This is a genomic window from Streptomyces sp. NPDC050619 (assembly GCF_040654815.1).
Taxonomy (GTDB): Bacteria; Actinomycetota; Actinomycetes; order Streptomycetales; family Streptomycetaceae; genus Streptomyces.
The window spans coordinates 331,771-357,641 of sequence record NZ_JBFAIR010000001.1 but is presented as its reverse complement, the minus strand read 5'-3'; the positions used below and the strand labels follow the sequence as shown (position 1 = coordinate 357,641).

Genomic DNA, 25,871 nt, shown 5'->3' with positions numbered 1-25,871 from the left:
ACCACCGCGCTGCCGGTGCCCGGGAGTTCGTCCTTCGCGCGGTCAGACGAGCCTGACGCCGGGCTTCCCCGCGTCGAGCCGCAGCTTGGCCAGCGTGCTCGGCGTGGCCTGCGGCCTGACCACCGTGTCCACGATCCGGACCTGCGCGTCGATGCCGTCGCGGTTGATGTCCAAGAGGTGGTAGCCGCGGTGGGCGTCGAGCAGCTTCCAGTGCGGGTTGTCCGGCATCAGCGGATCGAACTGCTGGTGGAAGGCTGCCTGGTCCTGGTCGCCGTTGCTGGAGATGGAGGTGCCGACGAACTCGGCGCCGACGACGGCGGAGCCCGGCCGGGCGAAGTCCTCCTTGAGGTCGCTGATCATCGTCAGGTGACGGTCGCCGGTGAGCACGACCGGGTTGCGCACCTTCTTGAACTCCTGGAGGAACGCGTTGCGTTCGGCCTGGTAGCCGTCCCAGGCGTCGTAGTACCAGAGCTTGCCGTCGCCGATCTTCAGATCGGTCTCCGCCATCATGATCTGCGAGGCGATCAGGTTCCAGCGGGCGGGCGAGCCGCGCAGCCCCTTCAGCAGCCACGCCTTCTGCTCGGCGCCGAGCATGGTGAGTGACGGGTCCTGGGCGCCGGCCTGGCTGGTGGCCTGGTCGCTGCGGAACTGCCGGGTGTCCAGCACGTTGAGCCGGGCCAGGCGGCCGAACTCCAGGCGGCGGTACATCCGGATGTGCGGACCGTCCGGTACGGCCGTCGCGCGCACCGGCATGTGCTCGTAGTACGCCTGGTAGGCCGCGGCCAGCCGGGCCACGAAGGCGTCGTGCGTCTGCTTGCCGGGGTCCTGCGGGATCTCGCCGGCGAAGTCGTTGTCGACCTCGTGGTCGTCGAAGGTGACCACGAAGGGCGCGCCCGCGTGCATCGCGGCCAGGTCCGGGTCGGTGCGGTACTGGGCGTACCGGTTGCGGTACTGGGTGAGGCTGTACGGCTCACCGCTGCCCTCATGCCGGCGCGGGCCCGTCGACGCGGGCGGCGACTCGTAGATGTAGTCGCCGACGAACAGGACGAAGTCGGGGTCCTGGGCGAGCATGTCCGCGTAGGGCGTGAAGTAGCCGTGCTGCCAGTTCTGGCAGGAGGCGAGCGCGACGCGCAGAGTGCCACCGGAGCTGCCCGCGGCCGGGGCGGTGCGGGTGCGGCCGGTGCGCGAGAGCTGGCCGGCGGCGCGGAAGCGGTACCAGTACGTGCGGCCCGCACGCAGGCCCCGTACATCCACGTGAACGCTGTGCCCGTACTTGGCCTGGGCCTGGGCGGTGCCCCGGCGGACGACCTTTCTGAACCGCTCGTCCTCGGCGAGCTCCCACTGCACCGGCACCGTGGCGCTGGGCATGCCGCCGCCGTTCAGCGGGTCGGGGGCGAGCCGCGTCCACAGCACGATGCCGTCCGGCAGCGGGTCGCCGGATGCCACGCCCAGGCTGAACACGCCGTCGGGCAGTGAGGCTTCCGCCGCACGGGCGGCGGCCGGCAGCCACAGCTGGGCGGAGGCCGCGGCGCCGAGCACGGCGGCACCGGTGGTCAGAAAGCGGCGTCGATCGGGCGATACTGCTCCGGTCATCAGGCGAACTCCCCTACTTCGCTTGCCTCTTGGACAGGGGCAGCTCATGCTTTCGGGCGGTCCACCCGCTGAACGGGGACCTTCGCGTGCATGACAGCTGGGGAGACAACGAGAGACCCGTTGCGACACGGGAACCACACGGTGAACGTGAGTTTGTCACAACGGGTCTAACGAACCGTCAGTTGACAGATAACGGGTTGTTGTTCAGTCGGCCTAACGGGCCGTCGTTCAGTGGGCGAACCCCGAGCCCAGCCTGGCGTCCGTCCCGACGGTGCCGAGCACCGCGTTGCCGAAGGCGGTCGTGCCATTGGGTGACACCACGGTCGTCGGACCGGAGCGGAAGTACCACACGAACCCGGAGTTCGTGTTCTCCCCCGGCGTGCCGACGGCGAGGTCGGCGAGTCCGTCGTGGTTCGCGTCCCCGAGGTGAACGGCCCGTCCGAAGGCATCGCCCTTCTCCGGGGCCCCCGGCACATTGCCGGTGTCCTGGGTGACCGCCTGCGCACCGGCCCCGGTCAGGCCTTCGGCACTGCCGCGCAGGACCACGATCGCGCCCGCGTCGGCGACTCCACCCAGGTCCTCGCCGGGCAGACCGGTGACGACGTCCGGGTGGCCGTCGCCGTCGACGTCCCCCACCTGGACGTCGGTACCGAAGCCGTCGCTCTTCTCCGCGCTGCCGGGCACACCGGCGCTGTCCTGGTTGAGGAACCGCGCGCGCACGCCGTCGGGCCCGTCCGCGGTGCCGGGTATCCAGGCGACGCGGCCGCCCTTGGCGTACGGGGTGTCGAGGTCGCTGTCGTATCCGTCGACGGCGCGTCCCACGACGATGTCGTCGTAGCCGTCCGCGTCGACGTCCCCGACGTCGAGGTTCTCGCCGCCCTGAAGCCGGTTGCCGTCGCTGTCGTACACGGTGGTGTACGGGGTGAGTCCCTGCCGGGTGCCCAGCCAGTACACGACCCGGCGGGCGTCGTACTCGTCGCCGTCGTTCTGGGTCGCGGCGACATCGGTGATGCCGTCGCCGTTGAGATCGCCGACGGCCAGGTCCAGGACGCGGCTGTCGAACTCGTCCTTGATCTGCTGCGCCGGGTTGTCGACCGAGCCGTCCCGGGCGAAGGGCCCGCCGGTCACGGTCAGGTCGTGCTGGTTCTGCACGGTGACGAGGTCCGTCGCGCCGTCGCCGTTCACATCCGCCGCCGCGAGGTGCCCCGGCGCGCCGAGCCGGTCACCCGTGCGGCCGAGTCCGACGGACGCCCCGCCCGACAGTCCCTCGGCGCCGCCCCAGACGACCTCCACCTGACCGGACTCGGCACCTCCGTCGGCCGTGTCCTCCCCGCCCACGCCGACGACCAGGTCGGCGTACCCGTCCCGGTCGAGGTCAGCGGTGCTCAGCGCGCTGCCGAACTGGTCGTCCGTCTCGGCGGTGCCGGGAATCCCGGCGGTGTTCTGGCTGAACACCTGCTTCGTCGAGGTCTTCAGCCCGCTCGCCGAGCCGTACAGCACGGCGACATAGCCGGCCTTGGTCTTCCCGCCGACACTCGCCGAGAGCGCGGCCACCGCGAGATCGGCATAGCCGTCGCCGTCGAAGTCGTCCCGTAACTCGGCGGCGGCGGGCCCGGCTTGGGCCACTGGCAGCGCGGCACCGGTGGCGGTAAGCAGGGCGAGCGCGACAACAACGGTACGTCGCGCTCCACGCGACACAGACTCAAACACGTCGACTCCGGTAATTCGAGGGGCAGTTGACTGCCGAAAAGACCCCCAAGACCCAAGGGCCAAGCCCCAGGGACCAAGCCTCAGGAGTCTCATCCGCACCACCCAGTACGACGTGCCCGAGCGACAGTTTGGTTGCCCCGCCGTTCGCCCCGGCTTCGCCGACCGTTAACCGGCCCCGCGGTACCGGCCAGTACCAGCAGTACTAGAACGGCTCGAAGTCGTCGAACTCCTGTGCCGCGTCGTCCCGCTCCGCCTGCCGGTCCCGCCGCCGCTGCGCGGCCGGCCTCGGCTCCTCCAGCCGGTGGTCCTCGCCACGGCGGCCGAGCATCTCGGCGCCGGCCATGACCGACGGCTCCCAGTCGAAGACGACCGCGTTGTCCTCGGGGCCGATGGCCACGCCGTCACCCGAGCGGGCGCCTTCCTTCATCAACGTCTCTTCCACACCAAGGCGGTTGAGCCGGTCGGCGAGGTATCCGACCGCCTCGTCGTTGCTGAAGTCGGTCTGCCGCACCCACCGCTCGGGCTTCTCGCCGCGTACCCGGAACAGCCCGTCCTCCTCGCGCGTCACTGTGAAGCCCGCGTCGTCCACGGCCTTCGGCCGGATCACGATCCGCGTGGCCTCTTCCTTCGGCTTCGCGGCCCGCGCCTTCCCGACCAGCTCCGCGAGCGCGAACGACAGCTCCTTCAGCCCCGTGTGCGCCACGGCGGACACCGCGTAGACCCGGTATCCCCGAGCCTCCAGGTCCGGCCGCACCATCTCGGCGAGATCCTTGCCGTCCGGTACGTCGATCTTGTTCAGGACGACGATCCGCGGCCGGTTGCCGAGCCCGCCGTACTCCCGCAGCTCCGCCTCGATCATGTCGAGGTCGGAGACCGGGTCGCGGTCCGACTCCAGCGTCGCCGTGTCCAGCACATGCACCAGCACGCTGCACCGCTCCACATGCCGCAGGAACTCCAGGCCAAGGCCCTTGCCCTGGCTGGCACCCGGAATCAGGCCCGGCACATCGGCGATGGTGTACACGGTCGAACCCGCCGTGACGACGCCCAGGTTCGGCACGAGGGTCGTGAAGGGATAGTCCGCGATCTTCGGCTTGGCCGCGCTCAGCACGGAGATCAGCGAGGACTTGCCCGCACTCGGGTACCCCACGAGCGCCACGTCGGCGACCGTCTTCAGTTCCAGGACGATGTCCTGGAGATCCCCCGGCTCACCGAGCAGCGCGAACCCGGGAGCCTTGCGCCGCGCGGACGCCAGCGCCGCGTTGCCGAGCCCGCCCCGGCCGCCCTGCGCGGCGACGTACGACGTGCCGTGCCCGACCAGGTCGGCGAGCACGTTGCCCGCCTTGTCCATGATCACGGTGCCGTCCGGCACCGGCAGGACCAGGTCCTGTCCGTCCTTGCCGGAGCGGTTGGCGCCCTCGCCGGGCTTGCCGGCGGTGGCCTTGCGGTGCGGCGAGTGGTGGTAGTCGAGCAGCGTGGTGACGGACTGGTCGACGGTCAGGATCACGTCGCCGCCACGGCCGCCGTTGCCGCCGTCCGGACCGCCCAGCGGCTTGAACTTCTCACGGTGGACGGAGGCACAGCCGTGGCCTCCGTTACCCGCGGCGACATGCAGCTCGACGCGGTCCACGAAGGTGGTCATGGGATGTGCCTCCAGTTACGTACGGGATGTTCTTGGATCAACACGCGAAAGGCGGACCCGCTTCCCGTGAGGGAAGTGAGGTCCGCCTCGCGAAAGCTTCCGATCAGGCGACCGGAACGATGTTCACGACCTTGCGGCCACGGTGGGTGCCGAACTCCACCGCACCGGGCAGCAGCGCGAACAGCGTGTCGTCGCCGCCACGGCCGACGCCCGCGCCCGGGTGGAAGTGGGTGCCGCGCTGGCGGACCAGGATCTCACCCGCGTTGACGACCTGACCGCCGAAGCGCTTCACGCCGAGCCGCTGGGCATTCGAGTCGCGACCGTTCCGGGTGGACGATGCGCCCTTCTTGTGTGCCATCTCTTCTCAGTCCCTTACTTCGCAGCCGCGGGGATCTCAGTGACCTTGATCGCCGTGTACTGCTGGCGGTGGCCCTGACGACGGCGGTAGCCGGTCTTGTTCTTGTAGCGAAGGATGTCGATCTTCACACCCTTGTGGTGGTCCACGATCTCGGCCTGGACCTTGATGCCGGCCAGCACCCACGGATCGCTGGTCACAGCTTCGCCGTCGACAACGAGCAGGGTCGAGAGCTCGACCGTGTCGCCTACCTGGGCAGTGGGAATCTTGTCAACCTCAACGATGTCGCCGACAGCAACCTTGTGCTGGCGACCACCGCTGCGCACGATGGCGTACACGCGGATCTCACTCTCTCGCTCGGGAACGGCACCCCCGCAGTCCAGCCTCCCGACATGCGGACGGCCTCTCCGGAACACCCGGTGGCGAACACCTGGTGTGGTGGAGGAAGAGGTTTACGGGGATGTGACGCGTCAGTAGACACGCCGACGGTCAAGGTTACGGGGCCGCGGCCGAAAGGGTCAAACCAGGTCGGGCCCCGCAGGTGTGCGGGGCCCGGCCTCGTCGGTCCTCGTCGACCGTGCTCGTCGTCAGTCCTCGTCGGTGGAGGCCGAGACGGACGGCTGCGTCCGCTCCGCCGCCACCGTCTTCGACGTCGACTTGGCGGCCGTCTTGGTGGTCTTCGCCGCCTTCTTGGCCGTCGTCTTCTTGGCGGCCGTCTTCTTGGCCGCGGTCTTCTTCGCGACGGTCTTCTTGGCGGCGGCCTTCTTCGCCGTCGCCTTCTTGGCCGTCTTACGGGCCGCCTTCTTGGCCGGAGCCGCTTCCTCGCCGCTCTCCTCCGGGACCGCCGGGGCCTGCTCGGCCGCCGGGACGACCACGACGGCCGTCTCCTCGGACGCGGTGGGCGCGGTCGCCTTGCGCACGGCGCGGCGCCTCGGACGGGCCGGGGCGGCGCTCTCGGCGGGCGCCTCGGCCGGCTCCTGCTCCACGGGAGCCACCGGAGTGACGGGAGTGACGGGAGCGGGAGCCTCCTCGGCCTGCGGCGCGGTCTCCGTGACCGTCACCACGGCCGCCTCGGCGCCCGCGGGCGAACCGGCCGGCGCGGACACCTTGCGGGTCGCCCGGCGACGGCCACGGCCCTTGGGCGCGGCCTCCTCGGCGACCGGCGCCTCGGCCGCAGCCTCGACGACCGGAGCCTCGACGACCGGGTCCTCGGCGGCGACGGGCTCGGCGTGGGCGACCGCGGCCGCCTCCGGCTGCACCGGACGCCGGACCTCTTCCTCGGCCGTGGCGTCCTGAGCCGTCGGAGCCTCGGCCCTCGACTGCTCACGCCTGCTCTCGCGCCTCGGCGCGCCCGCCGGAGCCGACACCCGCCGGCTCGCCCGGCGCCGCGAGCGGCCACGGCCCGCCGCGGCCTCCGCCTCGGCGACGCTGCTGTACAGCTCCTCGTCAGGGACGAAGGCCTCCAGCGGCTCCGCCGCGTGGGGCTCGGTCAGCGCGACCGGCTCGGCGACCTCGGCGGCGACCTCCGCCTCGGGCTCCTCCTCGAACACCTCGGGCGCCTCCACGACCGCCACGGCCTCGTGCTCGGGCACCTGCCCGTCACCGCCGCGCCCGCGCTTCCTGCGCTTGCCGCCGCCCCCGGCAGCGGTCGGCTGCTCCATGTGGACGATGACACCGCGGCCGTTGCAGTGGACGCAGGTCTCGGAGAACGACTCCAGCAGCCCCTGTCCGACCCGCTTGCGGGTCATCTGCACGAGCCCCAGCGAGGTCACCTCGGCCACCTGGTGCTTCGTACGGTCGCGGCCCAGGCACTCCAGCAGGCGCCGCAGCACCAGGTCCCGGTTGGACTCCAGGACCATGTCGATGAAGTCGATGACGATGATGCCGCCGAGGTCGCGCAGCCTGAGCTGACGCACGATCTCCTCGGCCGCCTCCAGGTTGTTCCTGGTGACCGTCTCTTCGAGGTTGCCGCCCTGACCGGTGAACTTGCCGGTGTTGACGTCGACGACGACCATCGCCTCGGTCCGGTCGATCACCAGCGAACCGCCGCTGGGCAGCCAGACCTTGCGGTCCAGCGCCTTGGCGAGCTGCTCGTCGATCCGGTACGTGGCGAAGACGTCGACCTCGGAGGTCCACCTCGACAGCCGGTCGGCCAGGTCGGGCGCGACGTGCGCGACGTACCCGTGGATCGTCTCCCACGCCTCGTCGCCGCTGACGACGACCTTGGTGAAGTCCTCGTTGAAGATGTCGCGGACGACCCGGACGGTCATGTCCGGCTCGCCGTACAGAAGCGTCGGCGCGTTCGAGCTGCCGCCGTTCTTCGACTTCTTCTGGATGTCCTCCCACTGCCCCTGAAGCCGCTCGACGTCCCGGCGCAGCTCGTCCTCGCTCGCGCCCTCGGCGGCGGTGCGCACGATGACGCCCGCGTCCTCGGGGACGATCTTCTTGAGGATGGTCTTCAGCCGGGCCCGCTCGGTGTCGGGCAGCTTGCGGCTGATACCGGTCATCGAGCCCTCGGGTACGTACACGAGGTAGCGGCCCGGGAGGGAGACCTGGCTGGTGAGACGGGCGCCCTTGTGCCCGATCGGGTCCTTCGTCACCTGGACGAGCACGGGCTGCCCGGACTTCAGCGCGCTCTCGATGCGCCGCGGCCCGTTGGCCATGCCCAGCGCCTCGAAGTTCACCTCACCGGCATACAGAACGGCGTTGCGCCCCTTGCCGATGTCGATGAAGGCGGCCTCCATCGACGGCAGCACGTTCTGGACCTTGCCCAGGTAGACGTTGCCGACGTACGAGGTCGACTGCTCCTTGTTGACGTAGTGCTCGACGAGCACGCCGTCCTCCAGGACGCCGATCTGCGTACGGTCGCCGTGCTGCCGGACGACCATCACCCGCTCGACGGCCTCGCGCCGGGCCAAGAACTCGGCCTCGGTGATGATCGGCACCCGCCGGCGCCCCTGCTCGCGGCCTTCCCGACGGCGCTGCTTCTTGGCCTCGAGCCGGGTCGAGCCCTTGATGGACTGCACCTCGTCGGACGGCTCGGCCTTCGGGCGGGGCTCGCGGACCTTGACGACGGTGCGCTCGGGGTCGCCGTCACCGGGCTCGATGTCGGCGGACGTGTCACCGGAACGCCTGCGGCGGCGCCGCCGGCGACGGCTGCTGGCGGAACCGGAGCCGCCGGACTCCTCGCGGTCGTCCGTGTCGTCCTCCGCCTCCGCGTCCTCCTCGGCCTGCTCGGCGGTGTCCTCGGCGTCCTGCGCGGCTTGGGCGGCGGCGAGATCGTCGCCGTACGACTCCTGGCCCTCGCCCGACTCGGAGTCGGCGGACTCGCCCCGGCGACGGCGACGGCCGCCCCGACGACGGCGACGACGCGAGCCGCTCTCCTCGGCCTCGTCCCCCTCGGTGACGTCCTCGGCGGACCCCTCCGGCTCGTCCTCTTCCGCTACGGCGGTCTCGGCGGCGGCGGCCTGTGCCTCGGGCTCCTGCCCGGCGCCCCGGCGACGGCGACGGCGACGCGCTCCGCCCTGCTCCTCGGCGGGCTCCTCGGAGAACCGCTCGGTCTCCTCGGGTGCCTCGCCATCCGTCTCGGCGGCGGCTTCGGCGGCGGCCCGCTCGGGCGTCTGGAACCTCGGCTCGGTGAAGACGGGCGCCTGGAACACGGCGACGGCCGGTCGCGCGGGCTGGCGCGGAGCCTCGTCCTCGTCGGTCTCGGTGTCCTCGGCGGGCGCGGCGGCCTCGGCCTTGGCCGACTGCGCGGGCGCGGCGAACCCGGTGGCGGCCTTGCGGACGCTACGCCGACGCGCACGGCGCGGGGCGGCGTCCTCGGCGGGCGCCTCGGCGTTCTCGGCGCTCTCGGTGGGCTCATCCTTGAGCGCGGCGGGGGCCTCGGGCTCGGTGGTGCTGGCCACCGCAGCCGCCTCGGCCGCCTCGGGTGCCGCGGCGGGCGCGGACACGCGGCGCGAGGCGCGGCGACGGGTACGACGCGGAGCGGCGCCGTCGGCTTCCTCGTCGGGTGCGGGCTGCTCGGCGGTCACGGCGGCGGTGGCGGTCGCGGCGGCGGTGCCGGTGGGCAGGTCCACCGCCTCCCCGGCACTCTCGGCCGTCTCGACGGCCTGCGCCGCCTCAGCCGTCTCGGTGACATCGGCCGGAGCGGACACCCGGCGGGTGGCACGCCGCCGCGTACGCGGCGGGGCGGCATCCTCGGCGGCCTCCGCAACGGGCTCGCTCACCTGTGCGACGGGCTCGACGGCGGGGGTGGCGGGCACCACGGTCTCGGCAGCCTCGACGGAGGTGGCCGCCCCAGCGGGCGCGGACACCCGACGCGATGCACGCCGACGCGGACGACCGGCGGGCGCGGCCTCCGCCGCGGGCGCCGTCTCCGTAATGGCCTCGGCGGCCTCAACGCTCCCGGCACTCTCGGTGCCTTCGACGTCCTTGTCGATGTCGATTTCTTCGGTTCCGAGGTCCTCGGCCTCCGCGGCCGGTATGGCCGGCGCGACGGTCTCCGCCGGAGTCTCGGAGGAGCCGACCGGCGGGCCCGCCGGTCGGGAAGCGGCACGGCGCCGACGACGCGGCGGCAGGGTGTCGCTGGGAGTGTTCAGGTCGGAACCCTCAGTGGGTTCGGTCGGTTCGAGCATGCGGGCTTGTCTCCCGTCAGGCTCCCGGGCGCCGCACCTGGTCCGGCGTCGATCATGTCGACCGCCGTTGACGTCCGCGGCTCGCGCGATGCGCGGTGCCGCCGTCCGGGGAGCGGGCGCCGCACGGGAGCTCTCTGTGTCCTGTCTCGCCGGTTCCGTACGCCGATTGCGTACGGCCTGGCGAAAGTCTTCTGGTGGGTGCGCTGCCCGACCCAGGTGGCTCCCGAGTACGAGGGCGGCGCTTACGACGTTCGTCCCTTCGCGGGACCTTCCTTACGCCGGCGCTTTCGCGGCGGCAGTCGGATCGGCCGTCAAGAAGGCCTCCGCTGCCTCGCGGTCGGGCGCGAGCGGGTCGGTCACCGTGCCGGTCTCTTCATCGAACAGCCCCTGCGCCAGCCTGGTCACCCCTGCGGGGACCGGCGGCGCCAGGTCGGCCACGGCGCGGAGACCGGACAGGACGTCGTCGGGTCGTACGGCAGGCGTCACGTGCCGAACAACCAGCCGCAGTATCGCACAGGGCTGGTCCGTCGGCCTATCAGGCAGTTCACTATGTGTTTCAAGGTGCGCCACCGCCGGGCGCGTGTCGAAGGTCCGCAGGCCGTTCTTGGCCCTGCGCTGGACCTCGACGGACTCGGCGGCATTGAAGACCGCCACCGCCCGCTCGGCCTCGCCCGGGTCCACGCCGTCCAGCCGCAGCTCCCACACGGAAGCCGTGAGCCGGTCGGCGAGTCCCGAGGTCCGGGCCTCGACCGCCTCGATGACATCGAGCCCGGCGGGCATCGACTCGTCGAGAAGCACTCTGAGCTGCTCGGGGTCGCGCGCTTCGGTGAGCGCGATCTCCAGGTACTCCGCCTCACTGCCCGTGCCGGTGGCTGCGGCATTGGCGTAGGACACCTTCGGGTGTGGTGTGAACCCCGCCGAGTACGCCATCGGCACCTCGGCACGGCGCAGGGCACGCTCGAAGGCGCGCTGGAAGTCACGGTGGCTGGTGAACCGGAGGCGGCCACGCTTGGTGTAGCGCAGACGGATGCGCTGCACCGCGGGTGCGGGCGGTGGGCCTTCGGGCTGTCGCTTGCCCAGTGTTCTTCAGTCCTTCGTGAGAGCGGTCGTACTCCTACCAAGAGTACGTGTCTCAGGGACCGGGGGTTCCCGGTCGGCGGGGACGGCGGGTTCTGGGCGGGCGGGGGCCGGGGGTTCTGGGCGGGTGGGGACCGCGGGTTCTGGGCTGGCAGCAACCACGGGCTCCCGGCCGGCAGGAACCACGGGTTCCGCGCGGACGGGGACCACGGGCTCCGGGCGGACGGGGACCACCGGTTCCCGGTCGGCAGCAACCACGGGCTCCGCGCGGACGGGGACCACGGGCTCCCGGCCAGCAGTGACCACGGGCTCCACGCAGGCAGCAACCACGGGCTCCCGGCGGACAGGGACCACCGGTTCCGGGCGGACGGGGACCACGGGCTCCCGGCGGACGCAGACCACCGGTTCACGGCCGGCAGGGACTACGGGCGCCGGGCGGACGGGGACCACCGGTTCAGGCCGGCAAGGACCACGGGCTCCCGGCGAACGGAGACCACCGGTTCAGGCCGTACGGGGACCACGGGCTCCGCGCGGGCAGAGACCACGGGCTCCCGGCGAACGGAGACCACCGGCTCACGGCCGGCAGCAACCACGGGCTCCCCGGCGGACGCAGACCACCGGTTCACGGCCGGCAGGGACCACGGGGCTCCCGGTCGGCAGGGACCACGGGCTCCACGCAGGCAGGAACCGCGGGCTCCCGGCGGACGGGGACCACCGGTTCCCGGCGGGCCACCGCCTCCCGTTCCCGCGGTTCGCCGAAGAGCATCCGCCGGATGTCGGCCCGCGTCTGGCGTACGGACTCGCGGGCCGTGGCGAGGGCCTGGCGGCCGGCCCGTCCCACAGCGCGGGCGGCCTCGGCGGCGGGCCGTAGGAGGGTGTCCCGGATCACGTGGCCGACGGGGGTGAGGACCGTCCGGTACGCCCAGCGCACCGGCTCCACGAAGATCCACCGGAAGAGGGTGGCGAGGAACCGCCCGACGGCGAGCGAGATGTGCCCCGCGATCCGCCAGGCATGCCCGAGGGCCGCCCCGATCTCTCGCCCGACGGGGGCGAGGACCCACCGCCACAGGGCCAGCGCGGGCAGCACGAGCAGGATCCGGGCGATCCAGTACAGGGCCGTCCCGACACCGGTGACGATCATGGTCAGGGCCCACACGAGACCCTTCGCGCACCAGGCGATCGCGTGTCCGAGGGGCGTGAGGATCCAGGCGTACACCCATACGGCGGGCACGACGAGGAGATACCGCAGCACCCACAGGCAGGCATGCCCCACAGGCGTCAGCACGCGCGCGTACAGCCACGCGAGGGCGCGCCCGAGGGGCGTCAGCGCATACCGGTACAGCCACACGAGGGGGACCACGACGAGTACCTGCCCGAGCCATCCCAGCGCTGTGCCCAGCGGCACGACGACATACCGCCACAGCCCCACGAACGGCCAGACGAACACGGCCCGCCCGATCCAGAGCAAGGCCCGGCCCAGCGGCCGCAGCACCGTGTCGTTCAGGAACCGTCCCACGACGACGAGCGCGTCCCACAGCATCCGCACGGGCACGACCAGCACGAGCACGACGATCCGCACAGGAATGCGGATCGCGACGGCGAGGCACCCCCCGGGCTCCCGCCGCTCGGGCTCTTGCCGCTGAGGCGGCGACGACTTCTCCAGATCCATACCGGCGTAGACGCCTCAGTTCCCTGTCCGGATCCAGTACCGCAAAGTTCCCCCTCCCGGGTCGCGACCACATGGCGGGCGAACCCCTCCTGCTCCCGCACGGCTTCCAGGAACGAGATACGCGACCGGGCACCCGGCGCGACAAGTCGAGGCATGCCCGGGTTTCCCGCGCCCTACCTGGCGTAGACCGTCAGCAGCCCCGCGATCAGTGCCGTACGCGCGGGAATATGGGCCAACAGGACATGCTCGTGCCGGGCATGGGCGCCCGCGCCGACGCCGCCCAGGCCGTCGAGGACGGGACGGCCGAGGGCGGCGACGAAGTTGCCGTCGCTCGCTCCGCCGACGGCGGTCTCCCGGGCCGTCCAGCCGAGGCCCTCGGCGACGGTCCGCGCCTGTTCGAACAGGAGACGGGAGGCGGGGTTGGGCACCATCGGCGGGCGGTTCCAGCCGCCGCTGAGGGTGGTCTTCACCCGCGTGTCGGAGGGCCGCAGCGCGGCCAGTTCGGTGTCGATCCGGTCCGCCTCGGCGGGCACGGCGATCCGTACGTCGATGCCGCAGCCGGCCTGCCCGGCCACCACGTTGCGTGCCGTACCGCCGCTGATCACGCCGACGTTGACCGTCGTGCCCAGCTCCGGCGAGCCCAGGGTGGTGATCCGGGTGACGAGTTCGGCGAGGGCGTGCACGGCGCTCGCGCCCCGGTCCGGTTCGAGGCCGGCGTGCGCCTCCACCCCGTCCACCGTCACCTCGAAGATGCCGCCGCCCTTGCGGGACGTCTTCAGCGCCCCCTCGGGCCCGGCCGCCGCCTCGCACACCAGCGTGGCCGCCGCGTCCTCGCTCAGCCGCTCGACGTGTGGCCGGGAGGCGGGGCTGCCGATCTCCTCGTCGCCGCTGAGGAGCAGCCGTACCGCGGGGCGCGGGAGGTCCAGTTCGCGCAGCAGGCGCAGTGCCCACACCGCCTGCATCAGGCCGCACTTCATGTCGAACACGCCCGGTCCGCTCGCCGCGCCGTCGTCGGTGATCCGAAACGGCCACTCGGCGAGGGTGCCGGCCGGCCACACCGTGTCGTAGTGGCACAGCACCAGCACCGTGGTGGGCGCGGTGCCCCGGTACAGCAGTTCGAGCATGTCGCCGTGCGGGCCGCCGTCGTGGCGCCGTACCTCGTCCGGCGGGCCGAGTCGTCGGTACGTCCACGCCTCGATGGCCGCGAGGCCGGTGTTCAGCAACTCCTTGTCGTGGCTGGGTGTTTCGTGTTCGACCAGGGTGCGCAGGTCTTGGGTCATCTCCGGCAGGGCGGTACGGGCCAGGGACTCGATGTCACGCAGATCGCGCTGTGACACAGGCGGCTCTCCTTACGAATTACGAACTCATACGAACTCATACGTACGGAACAGCGTTCAGCGAACCGGAACCCCAGGTCCGAGCGGGATACCCAGCGCCCACCAGGCGTAGAACAGCAGCGTCCACGTGGCCAGCATGGTCAGGCACAGCGGCAGGGTCAGCGACAGCAGCGTGCCGATGCCGGCCGAGCGCCGGTAGCGCTGGACCACGCCCAGGGTCATCACGAAGTAGGCGCTCATGGGCGTGGCCGCGTTGGTGCACGAGTCGGCGATCCGGTAGACCGCCTGGGTCACCTCGGGCGGGATGTCGAGCAGCATGAACATCGGCACGAACACCGGGCCGACCAGGGCCCATTGGGCGGAGCCGCTGGTGACCAGCAGGTTGATCACCGTGCACACCAGCAGGATCCCGAGGAACGCCAGCGGGCCGGTGATGCCGGCCGACTTGAGCAGGTCGGCGCCGCGGATCGCCAGGACCTCGCCGACGCCGGTCCACTTGAAGTAGGCCAGGAACTGGGAGATCGCGAAGAACAGCACCAGGATCGGCGCCAACTCGCGCAGCCCCTTCGCCATGTGGTCGGGGATGTCGCGGCCGGTGCGCACGGTGCCCACGGCCCGCCCGTACACGGCGCCGACGAGCAGGAACGCCACCGCCAGGACGACCGCGATGCCGGTGAGCACGGGCGACTGCACGATGCTGCCGCCCTCGCCCCGCAGCGGCGATCCGGCGGGGATCATCGCCGCCACGATCACCGCCGCGTAGACCAGGAGCACCAGGCCCGCGTGGCGCAGTCCGCGCCGCTCCTCGTCGCGCAGGGTCAGCCCGTCCGCCTCACCGGACGAGCCCGACTCCGGCTCCGGCTCGGGCTCGTCCGGCATCGCCGCCACGCGCCGGGCGATGACCTTCTCGGTGACGACGGTGACGACGAGGGCCAGAATCACCGAAGACCCGATGGAGAAGAAGTAGTTGGACAGCGGGGTGACCACGTAGCCCGGGTCGACGGTCTGGGCCGCCGCGGTGGTGAGCCCGGCGAGAATCGCGTCCGTCGGGGTGACCAGCGGGCTCGCGTCGTATCCGGCGGACACCGACACGAACGCCACCACGGCACCCAGCATCGGGCTGCGCCCCACGGCCCGGAACGCCATCGCGCCGAGCGGCACCAGCACGACGTAGGCGGCGTCGGAGGCGACGTGCGCCACCATCGCGGTGAACGACAGCGTGAACGTCAGCCAGCGGGCCGGGACCCGGGCGACGGCGGCCCGGAGCATCGCGGGGAGCAGCCCTGTGCGGTCGGCGACGGCCACGCCCAGCATGACCACGAGGATCGTGCCGAGCGGCGGGAACGTGGCGTAGTTGGTGACCGCGTCGTTAATCATCATCTGGAGGCCGGCGCCCGAGACGAGGCTGTGCACGGCCACGGTCTTGTCGGTGGCGGGGTTCAGCGCGGAGGCTCCGGCCGCGGACAGCGCCCAGCTGGCCAGCGCGAGGACGACGCTGAGCACTCCGAACAGCCAGAAGGGGTGCGGCAGTTTGTTGCCCATCCGCTCGATGCGCATGAGCAGCGAGAGCACTCCGGAGAGCGGCTTCGAAGGGGCGGAGGAATCGGCGGAGGGGTCAGGGGAGGGGGGAGCGGAAGGAGTGGCGGTCACCTCACCATTGACAACCGTGCGGTGAGATCATGCAAGTAAAAAGCTTGTTGCGCTCGTATCGTTCTCATGAATCCACTGCTTGACGGATTCGTTCTATGACTGGATGGGATGGATGTACGACATGGACACCCTGGACGACGACGATCTCGACCTGGTCGCCGCGCTCCAGCACGCCCCGCGGGCTCCGCTGAGCCTGCTGGCGGAGGCGCTGGGCGTCTCGGCGAGCACCGCGGGCCGCCGGCTGACCCGGCTGGAGTCCGACCGGCTGCTGCGGGTGATCGGCCAGCTCGACTGGTCGGTGTCCGGCGAGGGCAACCCCTGGCACATCTGGGTGACCGCGGAACCCGGGCGAGCCCCGGAGGTGGCCCGCCGCCTCGCCGACCTGCCCGAGGCGAGCCATGTCGCCGTCACCGCCGGACAGGCGGACGTCTACTGCACCGTCCAGCCGGCCCGGCGCGAGCGCACCCGCGACCTGCTGTCCCGGACCATCCCCGCCACCCCCGGCGTGCGCTCGGCCCGCTCCGAACTCATCCTCTCCTCCGCCACCAAGTCCGACTCCTGGCGCCTGCCCCGCCTGAACCCGGACCAGGTACGACGGCTCACGGAGCACGCGGCGCAGGACGAGGCCGTCAGCAGCCCGGGCCGCCACGGCACCCTCACCGACGACGAACTGCGCACCCTGCGCCTGCTCGCCGCCGACGGCCGGATCACCGCCGCCCAGGTGTCCAGGGAACTCGGCATCGGACAGTCCACCGCCTACCGCATCACCCAGTCGCTGCTCCAACGCGGCCTGGTCCGCCCCCGGGTGGAGATCGAACCGGGGCTGCTCGGCTACGCCCTGGAGGTCGTGATCCCCCTGCCGGTGTCCCCGAGCGCGATGCGGGACGTGGCCCTCGCCCTCTCCCGGCACCCCTCGGCCCGCTATGTGTCCACCACCGCGGGCGCCTCCTGCGTCGTCCACCACGGCGTCTTCCGCGACGAGGACGGCCTCGCCGAGTTCCTCGCCCGGGACCTGGCCGACCTGCCCGGGGTGACGTCCTTCGACGTCACCGTCGTACTGGACGCACTGCGGCGGCACTGGCTGGACCGCGAGGACGGCCGTCTGGCGGCCACGCACGACAAGCCCGAGAACGGAGCAGCATGACCACCCGGGACACCGCCATCGACCGCGCGAGCGCGTACTTCGACTCCGGCGCCTTCCTCGCCGACCTGAGCCGCCGGGTCGCGTACCCGACGCAGAGCCGCCCCCCGGTCGACACGACGAAGCTGCGCGCCTACCTCGCCGACGAACTCGCCCCGGCCGCGAGCCGCCTGGGCGCGGCCACCCGCATCATCGACAACCCGGAACCGGACGCGGGCCCCTTCCTCCTCGCCCACCGCCACGAGTCCGACGACCTGCCGACCGTCCTGGTCTACGGCCACGCCGACGTCGTCCCCGGCCAGGACGACCGCTGGCGTACGGGCCTGTCCCCCTGGCAGCTGGTCGTGGAGGGCGACCGCCTCTACGGCCGGGGCACCGCCGACAACAAGGGCCAGCACACGGTCAACCTGGCCGCACTCGAACAGGTCCTGACCACCCGGGGCGGCAAACTCGGCTTCAACCTCAAACTCCTCATGGAGACGGGCGAGGAGACCGGCTCCCCCGGCCTGCGCGCGTTCTGCCGCCGCTTCAAGGACGACCTGCGCGCGGATCTCCTCATCGCCTCCGACGGCCCCCGCCTCGCCGCGGACCGCCCCACTCTGTTCCTCGGCTCGCGCGGCGCGGCCAACTTCCGCCTCCGCGTGGACCTGCGCGAGGGCGCCCACCACTCCGGCAACTGGGGCGGCGCGCTGCGCAACCCGGCGACCGTGCTCGCGGCCGCGCTGGCGACCATGGTCGACGCCCGGGGCCGCATCCTGGTCGAAGGCCTACGGCCCCCCGCGATCCCCGAACCGGTCGCGGCCGCCCTCGCCGGCCTCACCGTCGGCGGCGGCGAAGCCGACCCCGAGGTCGACACCGACTGGGGTGAACCGGGCCTCACCCCGGCCGAACGCGTCTTCGCCTGGAACACCCTGGAGATCCTCGCCCTGTCCGCCGGCGACCCGGCCAAGCCGGTCGGCGCGATCCCGGGCACGGCTCACGCGGACGTCCAGCTCCGTTTCGTCGTAGGCACGGACTGGCAGCGACTCGAAGCGATCGTGCGCGCCCACCTGGACGCCCAGGCCCTCCCCATGGTCGCGGTGGAACTCCTCCAGGCGGTGCCCGCCACCCGCCTGAGCCCCGACTCCCGCTGGGTCCACTGGGCAGAGGCCTCCCTCCACCGCACCACCGGCAAGCCCCCGGCCATCCTCCCCAACCTCGGCGGCACCCTCCCCAACGACGCCTTCGCCGACATCCTCGGCCTCCCGACGGTCTGGGTCCCCCACTCCCACCCGTCCTGCGCCCAACACGCCCCCGACGAACACCTGCTGGGCTCGGTGGCCCGCGAATCCCTGCGCATCATGGCGGGCCTGTTCTGGGACCTCGGCGAAAGCCCAGGCAGTATGGGCGCATGATTACTCTCACGAAGGAAGACGGGCCCGCGGATCTCGACGGGGTGACCCACCTGTCCATAGGGGTGTCCTGGGACCCCACCGCCGGCGCCAGCGGCGGAGTGATGGGCAGACTCCGCAGAAAGACCGGCACCGACCTCGACCTCATCGCCATCGCCATGCACGACGGGGATCCGGTGCGCCTGGCGGGCATCGACTCGCTCGACCCCATCGGCAACGGCTCCCTGCTGCACAGCGGCGACAACCAGACCGGCCACGGGGACGGCGACGACGAGACCGTCACGGTCGAGTTCTCGAAGATCCCGCCCCACATCACCTCGATCGTCTTCGTCGCCGCCGCCTACAAGAAGGGCAGCTCCTTCCAGAAGGCCCGCAACATCAGCTTCAAGGTGTACGACGCGACCGGCGGCTCCCCTCAGCAGGTCGCCGACATCTGGCCGAGCATGCTCACCACGGACAACGGCTGCGCCGTCGCCAAGGCCGTACGGTCCGGCGGCACCTGGAAGCTCGAAGTGATCAACGTGACGGGCAAGATAAAGCAGGGCGACCAGCTCGCCCTGATGCGGTTCGCCGCGAGCAAGTAGGCGTCAGGCAGGTTCACCGCCTTGAGCCGGTTCGTCGGATGCCAGCAGGTCCTGGACCAGCGTGACCAGGGCGTGGGGTGACCTCGCTACGGTCTGGGGCAGCCTGCGGGCGGCGGGCGGGACGATGTCCGAGCCGTCGAGGTTGATGATCCAGAGCTGGAGTTCGCCCACCTCGTGCCTGCGCAGCGCCAGTTCGATCTCGTCGTAGCAGAATCGGCTCACCGCGAACGACTTGCTCCACAGCGCGATGAACAGGTCGGCGGAGAGCACCGCGTCGTCGATGGTCGGGGCGACCATGCGGTCCGGTCTGAGTTCCCGCTCTCCGATCAGCGCGGTGATCCCCACTCCGGAGAGGTACGCGTGCAGGGCGCCCGCGAACTCCGCGTCGGGCCGGGCTCGGCTGATGAACACCCGGCTCGGCGGCCAGGTGTAGTTGTGGACGTCGCGCATCCGGGCGGTCACCAGGTGGTCCGCGATCTTCATCGCCTCGGCCACGCCGTCCTTGTCCATGAGCCGGCGGTGGTCCAGTCCGGGATGGAGACGGGCCCAGTCGCGGCGCTGGAAGGCCCGTCGGGACGCGCCGCCGAGAAACTCGAAGGGCACCAGCGGCTTCTGGCGGGCCTCGGCCAGATGGAGGACCGTGTTGGCCGTCTTCGAGACCCGGCCGCCCACCGAGACCACCGCGTCGGCCCCCTCGAGCGCCTGGATCTGGCACAGCAACCACGCCTGTTCCCAGGACTCGTCGTCCTCCGGGCCGGGATAGTGCCAGTTCTTGATCTCTACGTCGTGGCCGGTCCCCAGCATCTCCAGCATCTCCTGCTGCTTCTGCGCCACCTGTGGATGGCGCGGACTGTGCAGATGGACGACGCGGCCCGCTCCGGACTGGACGTAACCGATCACCGCGTGCAGGTCCGCGGAGTCGGGAAACGGGCTGCACACGATGAGCTCCGCGCCGGACCTGGCCACGGTCTCGCCCAACTGGGTGCAGACATGCGCCAGTTGGGACTTCTCGTAGTCGGGGTACGTGGTCTCCCCGGTAGCGCCGCCGATGACGTAGACGGACCTGACACGGGACTTCCCGCCGGCCGGCGCGCGGGCCTTGCCCGATGCCAGCCGGACCGCGAGCAGTTTGAACAGGACCTCCGCGGAGGCGCGCGCCGCGAACCCCTTGTAGCGGTCGTCCTTACGCGGATCCGCGTGATCCATGACGCCCTTGACGACCACCCAGTCGGGGAGCCGCAACCGGTGGGCGACCTGCGCGATGGTCGCCGACTCCATCTCCAGCCCGGCGACGGTGCGCACGCCCCACCGTTTCAGCTGGTCCCAGGTGAGGCCGTCCTTCACCACCACGTTGCCGCTCGCCATCGGTCCCACCGCGACGGCGAACGGCAGCTTCTCAGGGCCGTGCACGTCGTCGTAGATGGCCTGCTCGATGTACGAGTACCCGGTGTCCGTCAGCGACAGAGCGGCGCCCTCACGGGTCAGCAGGCCGGCCGACTGAAGCGACCCGATGACGGCGGCCCACGACTGTCCGGAGAGATAACGCGAGCGCGCGGGGTGCCGCCTCGGGTCGTCGCCCGCGCAAAGACGCTCCAGCAGCCAGATCTTCGCCTCGTCGTCCGACGCCTCGCCAAAGCTCGGCAGATCCGTCGTCACCATGTCCTGCGCGGCACGGACCCAGCCGTCGGGCGCGGGAATCTGACGGTGGTCGCCCGCGAAGCCGTCCTGGGTGCGCTTCCCCTCGTCGTAGGCATACGCCAGCTCGGCCACGACAACGTCGCCGAGCGCGAGGTCGGCCGGGTTGCCCGCACACACGCCGCACATGGCGAGGCAGCTGGGCCGCAGCCGCTCCACGAGGGTCGACACGACGGGCGCGGTCGCGGTGGCACCCATTCTGGTCGGACGCGCCAGGGCCACGGTCACCTGCGAGCCGTCGGCCAGGACGTACTTGCCGACGAGGTAAGGCGTCGGCGTCTCCCGGTCACGCTCCTCCCACACCCTGACCCCGGGATGGCCCGCATACCCGGCCGAAGCGGCCACCCGGGCCGCGTCGTACTCCTCCTTGAGCGCCGTGATGACGAGTGCGTCGACTTCGCCCATCCACCTCTCCCGTCATCCCGCGCGAGCCGTCCAGCCAGGAGTAAGACCGTCGTCACCCAGCTCGACGGAAAGCATGCTCCGAAAAGGATTGGCCAGGTCACGTACTCTTCGATTCACGTCCCAGTAACCAAGCGCCAAAGCGGCAGCGATTGCCACCACGAAGATCGCGGTTACTTTCCACCCCAACCAGGCAACCGCGAGCTCGAGAGACAGAAAGAGATAGCAGGGCACGAAAAACAGTCGCGTCAGAGCCAGAAGAATTTCCACGGACTCCGACCAGTAGTCCAGCCTTCGATCATAGAGAGTGAGAGCCAGGAGCAGAGCGGAAGAGGCCAGGAATATGAAACTGGCTGATCCCGCCACGCCTGCCAACGAACTGCTCATCGAAGGAATCCACCAGGATTGATAGGAGAATTCGGTAGCCAAGGCACGCATGGTCGCCAGGACGTAAAGCACCGTCAAGACGCCCAGCGTTGCCCACTTGATGACGCTTTTCAGCACAACGGGGGGTCGCGGCGGATCGGTGCATGCCGCCCGCCACAGATCCTTGGTCAGCGGAGAGTCCACGTTCTTGGGTGTGACCAGCCGAAAAATAATGAGGCTTTCCACCTCCCTGGGCAGCAGCTGCGAGAGGTGACGGTAAATGTTGGGAAGGTGTCGATGCTTGCGGAAGATCTCGGCAAACTGATCCCGCCGGTCCTGCCCGGTCAATGAGCGGACCCAGTTGAAGACATGCTGACTGTCCAACAGTACTCGCGCTTGCCGCAGATGCCTCGGGATGGCGTCTTGATTATAGCGATGACGCTCGATTCCGAGAGAAGCGATGGGGGCACCGATTCTGAGGTCGATCATTCGCACTTCGATGGGCTCATCCGGAATGGGCGCGCTCGGCGAGCAGCCGTCCAAGTGATCCACGCACCCTTGCAGGTGACCACCATCCAGTAAGAAGCCTATACGGCCTGCGATCATGCGGAGTGACCTTGACTCCTCAGCACTGGTCCAAAGCCAGGAATAGGATTCTGCAATTTCGGGCGTCTCACACTCGCGCAGCGCCTCTTCCACATCGGGCACGCGTATGAGCGAGGCAAGCAGCCAAGCCGCACGGCGGGCTGCGGATGTCCACATCCACAGGAGGGAGGCCAGCTCAGTTGCCGCTGCCGGAGTACCTATTCTCCCCAGTACGTCAATGGCCCAGATCTCTTGCCGCCGCTGCGCGGACAGCGCAAGCTGCGGGATCGCGATTTCGCCCATGGAGCGCAGGGCGGCCCGGGCCCCCGCACGGCGATCACCGTTCTCTTCAAGTTCGCTGAGATAAAACGCCGCTTCTTGCCTGTCCGATGCGGCCATGGCAAGCATCGCCGCCGCTTGGCGCTCCGAGGGCTCTTCCCAGGCTATTCGGCGAAGTGAGCCAAGGGTTTCGTTCCCACGTGGAGTGTTGTTCGCAGCGAGAGCGCCGAGCGCGCTGACGATGGCCGCACCTTCGAGCCCGCGCAGATCCAGGCGCGCCAAGAAGTGGTTGATGATTTCCTCAGCCAGACCCGAATCCACTGAAGTGGTATCGGAAAGGCTCTCCAGCGCAAGTATCTTACTGTCGAGGCCGCCATCCCGATAAATAGAAGAAATCAGCGACGTGCAGTCGACGCTGGCGACCGCACACCAGAACTTGACCACTTCACGCCACGCGTTCGGGTCGCTGTGGTATTTCTGAATTATATCGCTCGGCGAGTCATGAAGCGCCTGCGCGGTAAGGAACTCCTGCAGCGTGAGATGGGCAAACCCGTATTGGCTCCGCAGCGTGTCCAAAGGCCGCAACAGCTGGCTGCGGTCGACGATCTCGTCCATGAGGGGCAAGACGTGATCGTTCCCCAAGTCGAAGTCGGGGAGCAGCGAGCGGACGATCGACTCTACATTCGCTCCAGATATAGCAAGGTGATCCTCGCGCTCCATGGGAGCTTCGTGCATCGCAAGCGCGATATGCTGCAGAATGAGCAGCTTTCGATTGCCGTTGTATTTTGATATTGCACTCTTGCGGCCGAGCTGCCTGTCGCGGTCGAGCAAGTGCGCAATAGCCGCACGGTAGAATTCGGCACGGGAATTGGGCAGCGGCCCGAAATCATCTGCTCGATCGCCTGACTGAAGATAGGCGATGATCGTCAGGAGCAAGGGGCGTCGCGCTATCCTCATGAGATCACGATTACTGCGCAGTGAGGCGATCACACGGTTGACGTTCAGCGCGTCTTCCGCCTTGTTCCAGTTGTTGAGAAATCGCCGCATCGACGCATCGTCGAACTCTGCGATGCGTGCCACGTAGTCAAACTCGGGACTCAGCTGGCCGTCATAAACCGCGGTGCGACAAGTAACAATCATGGGGCATCCCGCATGAGTCCGCGAAAACTCGCGCAACTCCCCTTCCACCCGCTCACGATCATCTCGACCAACTTCGTCGAGGCCGTCGAAGAAGACGCGCAGGCGACCGGTCGACAGCATCTTGTCCACAAGTGAGGCTGCGCCACTCAAATTCGCCTGATTGAATTCGGCGACGATGAAGTCTCGGAGGCTGTCGCGCGAGACGTTGCATTTATGCAGGCTGACGATCACTGGTACTTGGCTGTCGTCCCCTTTCTCCAGCCACCGAAGAATTTCGGTCTTCAGGAGCAGGGACTTACCAGCCCCGGGTTCCCCCAGAACGACGACACGTGAACTGTTCAGCAGGGTCTCGCTCATGTCCGCACGTTCGGTTCCGATGGCAGACTGCAGCGGGACGTATATGCGACGGACATCGACGTTCGCCGTATCGAAGCCAAGCGGATGCTTTGCATGCCACTGCTCGGCCCTCTGGCGATAACGCCGCAGCTGCCTTCCACCGACCCGTCGTAACGCATTCTTCCGGCGGAAGATGGTGTCGATCGAACGTGCGGCAAAACCTTTCATCAGCTCGCTGAAGAAAGCAGCGAGAAAAAAGAGCGCCACAAAAACTATCGCAGCGGCACCAACGCCATGCGGAAGCACCTTGTCGAATTGAGACCCCACAGGCACATCCTAGAGGCCGAACGGGTGGCCGGACGGGAAGATACCGAAGTCACCATGCGCGGCGGCACAGTGCTCAGCGTCGACCCTGCCACCGGCGATCTGCCACGAGGCGACGCGCTGGTGTTGCCCGACTTCGTCGACACCCACCGGCACACCTGGCAGGCGGTGTTCCGGGGGATCGGTGCCGACTGGACGTTTCCCGAGACCGGGCCGCGACGCACGGCACGATCCGCCCGCACCACCGGCCGAAGGACGTACACGTCGGAACGCTGCTCGGCCGGGTCGAGGCACTTCAGTCGGGCATCACCACGCTGCTGGACTGGTGCCACTGCACCGACACCACCGCACACGGCGACGCGGCGCTCGACGCTCTCTGCCAGGCACCCGGGCGGAGCGTCTGCTGCTACGGCGTGGGGATCGGCACCGCCGGCCCCGTCGCCGCCGAACTCGCCCGGATGCGCGGCCAAGTCCCCGACGACAGCGCCCTCGTGACGCTGGCGCTGGGCCTGCGCGGTCCTCAGATCACGAGCATGGAGACCACAGCCGCCGACGTCGCCGCGGCCAGGGACCTCGGGCTGCGGGTAAGCATGCGCGTACACGTGCGCTCCGGCGCGGCGCAGGGACGTCGGCCGGTCGCCGCCCTGCGGGAGCACGGCCTGCTCGACGAGCGGACGACGTTCGTGCACGGCAACGGCCTGGACGACGACGAGTTGACGATGATGGCCGACGCGGGCTGCTCGGTGTCGATCAGCCCCGAGGTGGAGCCGAAGATGGGCTTCGGCCGACCCGAGACCGGGCGCACGCTCGCCGCGGGCATCCGACCGACCCTCTCCATCGACGACTGTCCCTCCGCCGGCGGCGACATGTTCTCGACCATGCGCACCACGCTCAGCGTGCAGCGCGGCCGGGACACCGTGCACGGCAGGCCGCCCTCGCTGACCGCCCGGGACGTGGTGGAGTTCGCGAGCATCGACGGCGCCCGCGCTCTGGGACTCGGCGACCAGGTCGGCAGCATCCCCCAGGGCAAGCAGGCCGACCTGGTCCTGCTGCGCACCGACGCAGTCACGTTTAACAGCATGTACTTGATCACGCGGCCGAGTCGTAGGAAAGGCTGGCGGAGATACTACTGTGCCGGTATCCCCGGATTGCACAATGGGCAACGGCCGAGTGCTCAGCAGTCCGATCCCGCATGCGTGCAATAGCATTCATGGCTTCCCTGAAAGCCATCTTTGCTGAGTGATCTTTCGTCTTCTGCCAACTGATGAACGAATCGTCAGCTTGATCACAAAGGCTCAGAACCCTTAGATAGACTCGTCGCCTCGCCTCAACCAGAGACACTTGATCTAGGTGATAGAAATGGCGGGAGGCATCCACCTTTTCCTCAGCGTGATCATCCATTTCTTTAAAAGGTGGGTTGACACTGACCTCGCCTGTGTCATCAAACCAGAACGCCGCAACGTCCGACTTCCAGCAGGGATCCAAAAGCAACGGGTTCTCTACCGAGAGCGGCGTATACGGGTCAACAGCTCTGGGAGAGCCGTCAACCAGAGGGAAATGATCATGCTTACCGCCGGAAGTTCCTCCCACATCATGTCGGCGGCTATTGCAAAAGGTGCAAGCGAAGCGATAGTTCGCTGGAGAGAAGGCGAGCCACCAGTATCCAGGGTGGCCCTTGTCTTCGTAGACACGCAACTTGGGTCGAAAATGGTCAACCGAGTTGTCAGACCTGTAGCTGAACGTCTCGCAATACCAGCATTTATGATGTGCGAACGCGGAAAGCTTTGACTTCAGCTGTCGCCAAACACCTTCATGTTCCGCAATTAATGTTTTCCGTTCAGCTTCATTTTTTGCCTCCTTAAGTTTTTTAGTGATAAGCTGCGCTTCTTTTTTCCAATCCTCTCCCAGCGTTGAGATAACTTCCTGAATGTCAATGAAAATCATTCCTCCCCTTCCCCCCG

17 protein-coding genes are annotated in these 25,871 nt (G+C 69.5%); 4 read left to right on the top strand and 13 right to left on the bottom strand.

What is annotated here, in order from left to right:
- Positions 1-42: 42 nt before the first annotated feature.
- From AB0I77_RS01560 to AB0I77_RS01515, 10 genes are all read right to left on the bottom strand, one after another.
- The gene (locus AB0I77_RS01560; RefSeq protein ID WP_363280238.1) at positions 43-1,593 is read right to left on the bottom strand and encodes an alkaline phosphatase D family protein; all 1,551 of its coding nucleotides are present in this window, start codon (positions 1,591-1,593) and stop codon (positions 43-45) included.
- Between the two features lie 228 nt (positions 1,594-1,821).
- Complete coding sequence (locus AB0I77_RS01555) at positions 1,822-3,303, bottom strand: FG-GAP-like repeat-containing protein (RefSeq protein WP_363280237.1); 1,482 nt, start codon at positions 3,301-3,303, stop codon at positions 1,822-1,824.
- 202 nt (positions 3,304-3,505) lie between these two features.
- Positions 3,506-4,942 carry a GTPase ObgE gene (gene obgE / locus AB0I77_RS01550; RefSeq protein ID WP_363280236.1) on the bottom strand — a complete coding sequence of 479 codons (1,437 nt, stop codon included), beginning with the start codon at positions 4,940-4,942 and terminating at the stop codon, positions 3,506-3,508.
- Between the two features lie 103 nt (positions 4,943-5,045).
- Positions 5,046-5,300 (bottom strand): 50S ribosomal protein L27, encoded by a 255-nt coding sequence (rpmA, locus tag AB0I77_RS01545; RefSeq protein ID WP_030779398.1) that lies wholly within the window; start codon positions 5,298-5,300, stop codon positions 5,046-5,048.
- A 14-nt stretch (positions 5,301-5,314) separates the two neighbouring features.
- The gene (rplU, locus tag AB0I77_RS01540; protein WP_363280235.1) at positions 5,315-5,635 is read right to left on the bottom strand and encodes a 50S ribosomal protein L21; all 321 of its coding nucleotides are present in this window, start codon (positions 5,633-5,635) and stop codon (positions 5,315-5,317) included.
- Between the two features lie 249 nt (positions 5,636-5,884).
- Positions 5,885-9,934 (bottom strand): Rne/Rng family ribonuclease, encoded by a 4,050-nt coding sequence (locus tag AB0I77_RS01535; protein ID WP_363280234.1) that lies wholly within the window; start codon positions 9,932-9,934, stop codon positions 5,885-5,887.
- Between the two features lie 273 nt (positions 9,935-10,207).
- Positions 10,208-10,972 carry a TIGR03936 family radical SAM-associated protein gene (locus tag AB0I77_RS01530; RefSeq protein ID WP_363280233.1) on the bottom strand — a complete coding sequence of 255 codons (765 nt, stop codon included), beginning with the start codon at positions 10,970-10,972 and terminating at the stop codon, positions 10,208-10,210.
- A 661-nt stretch (positions 10,973-11,633) separates the two neighbouring features.
- The gene (locus AB0I77_RS01525) at positions 11,634-12,680 is read right to left on the bottom strand and encodes a hypothetical protein (protein ID WP_363280232.1); all 1,047 of its coding nucleotides are present in this window, start codon (positions 12,678-12,680) and stop codon (positions 11,634-11,636) included.
- A 173-nt stretch (positions 12,681-12,853) separates the two neighbouring features.
- On the bottom strand, positions 12,854-13,960 hold the full coding sequence (locus AB0I77_RS01520) for a M20 family metallopeptidase (RefSeq protein ID WP_363280550.1): 1,107 nt from the start codon (positions 13,958-13,960) through the stop codon (positions 12,854-12,856).
- A gap of 114 nt (positions 13,961-14,074) precedes the next feature.
- Positions 14,075-15,667: an AbgT family transporter gene (locus AB0I77_RS01515; protein ID WP_363280231.1), complete on the bottom strand. Its 1,593-nt coding sequence runs from the start codon at positions 15,665-15,667 to the stop codon at positions 14,075-14,077.
- A gap of 103 nt (positions 15,668-15,770) precedes the next feature.
- Here AB0I77_RS01515 and AB0I77_RS01510 point away from each other — a divergent pair, with 103 nt between their 5' ends.
- The 3 genes from AB0I77_RS01510 to AB0I77_RS01500 are packed head-to-tail and all read left to right on the top strand — an operon-like array spanning position 15,771 to position 18,783.
- The gene (locus AB0I77_RS01510) at positions 15,771-16,811 is read left to right on the top strand and encodes an Lrp/AsnC family transcriptional regulator (protein WP_363280230.1); all 1,041 of its coding nucleotides are present in this window, start codon (positions 15,771-15,773) and stop codon (positions 16,809-16,811) included.
- Positions 16,808-18,202 carry a M20 family metallopeptidase gene (locus AB0I77_RS01505; protein ID WP_363280229.1) on the top strand — a complete coding sequence of 465 codons (1,395 nt, stop codon included), beginning with the start codon at positions 16,808-16,810 and terminating at the stop codon, positions 18,200-18,202. The genes AB0I77_RS01510 and AB0I77_RS01505 overlap by 4 nt, the downstream gene beginning before the upstream one ends.
- Positions 18,199-18,783: a TerD family protein gene (locus AB0I77_RS01500; RefSeq protein ID WP_363280228.1), complete on the top strand. Its 585-nt coding sequence runs from the start codon at positions 18,199-18,201 to the stop codon at positions 18,781-18,783. Before AB0I77_RS01505 ends, AB0I77_RS01500 begins: the two co-directional genes overlap by 4 nt.
- 3 nt (positions 18,784-18,786) lie before the next feature.
- On the opposite strand, the gene AB0I77_RS01495 is transcribed toward AB0I77_RS01500, so the two are convergent.
- Together AB0I77_RS01495 and AB0I77_RS01490 are read right to left on the bottom strand one after the other, a co-directional pair.
- Positions 18,787-20,883, bottom strand: coding sequence for a TIR domain-containing protein (locus AB0I77_RS01495; RefSeq protein ID WP_363280227.1), 2,097 nt, complete (start codon positions 20,881-20,883; stop codon positions 18,787-18,789).
- Between the two features lie 12 nt (positions 20,884-20,895).
- Positions 20,896-23,913 carry an NACHT domain-containing protein gene (locus AB0I77_RS01490; RefSeq protein WP_363280226.1) on the bottom strand — a complete coding sequence of 1,006 codons (3,018 nt, stop codon included), beginning with the start codon at positions 23,911-23,913 and terminating at the stop codon, positions 20,896-20,898.
- Here AB0I77_RS01490 and AB0I77_RS01485 point away from each other — a divergent pair.
- Positions 23,901-25,115, top strand: a complete 1,215-nt coding sequence (locus tag AB0I77_RS01485) for an amidohydrolase family protein (protein WP_363280549.1) — start codon at positions 23,901-23,903, stop codon at positions 25,113-25,115. The genes AB0I77_RS01490 and AB0I77_RS01485 overlap by 13 nt on opposite strands.
- Here AB0I77_RS01485 and AB0I77_RS01480 read toward each other — a convergent pair.
- Positions 25,000-25,854 (bottom strand): hypothetical protein, encoded by an 855-nt coding sequence (locus AB0I77_RS01480; RefSeq protein ID WP_363280225.1) that lies wholly within the window; start codon positions 25,852-25,854, stop codon positions 25,000-25,002. The genes AB0I77_RS01485 and AB0I77_RS01480 overlap by 116 nt on opposite strands.
- Positions 25,855-25,871 lie beyond the last annotated feature (17 nt).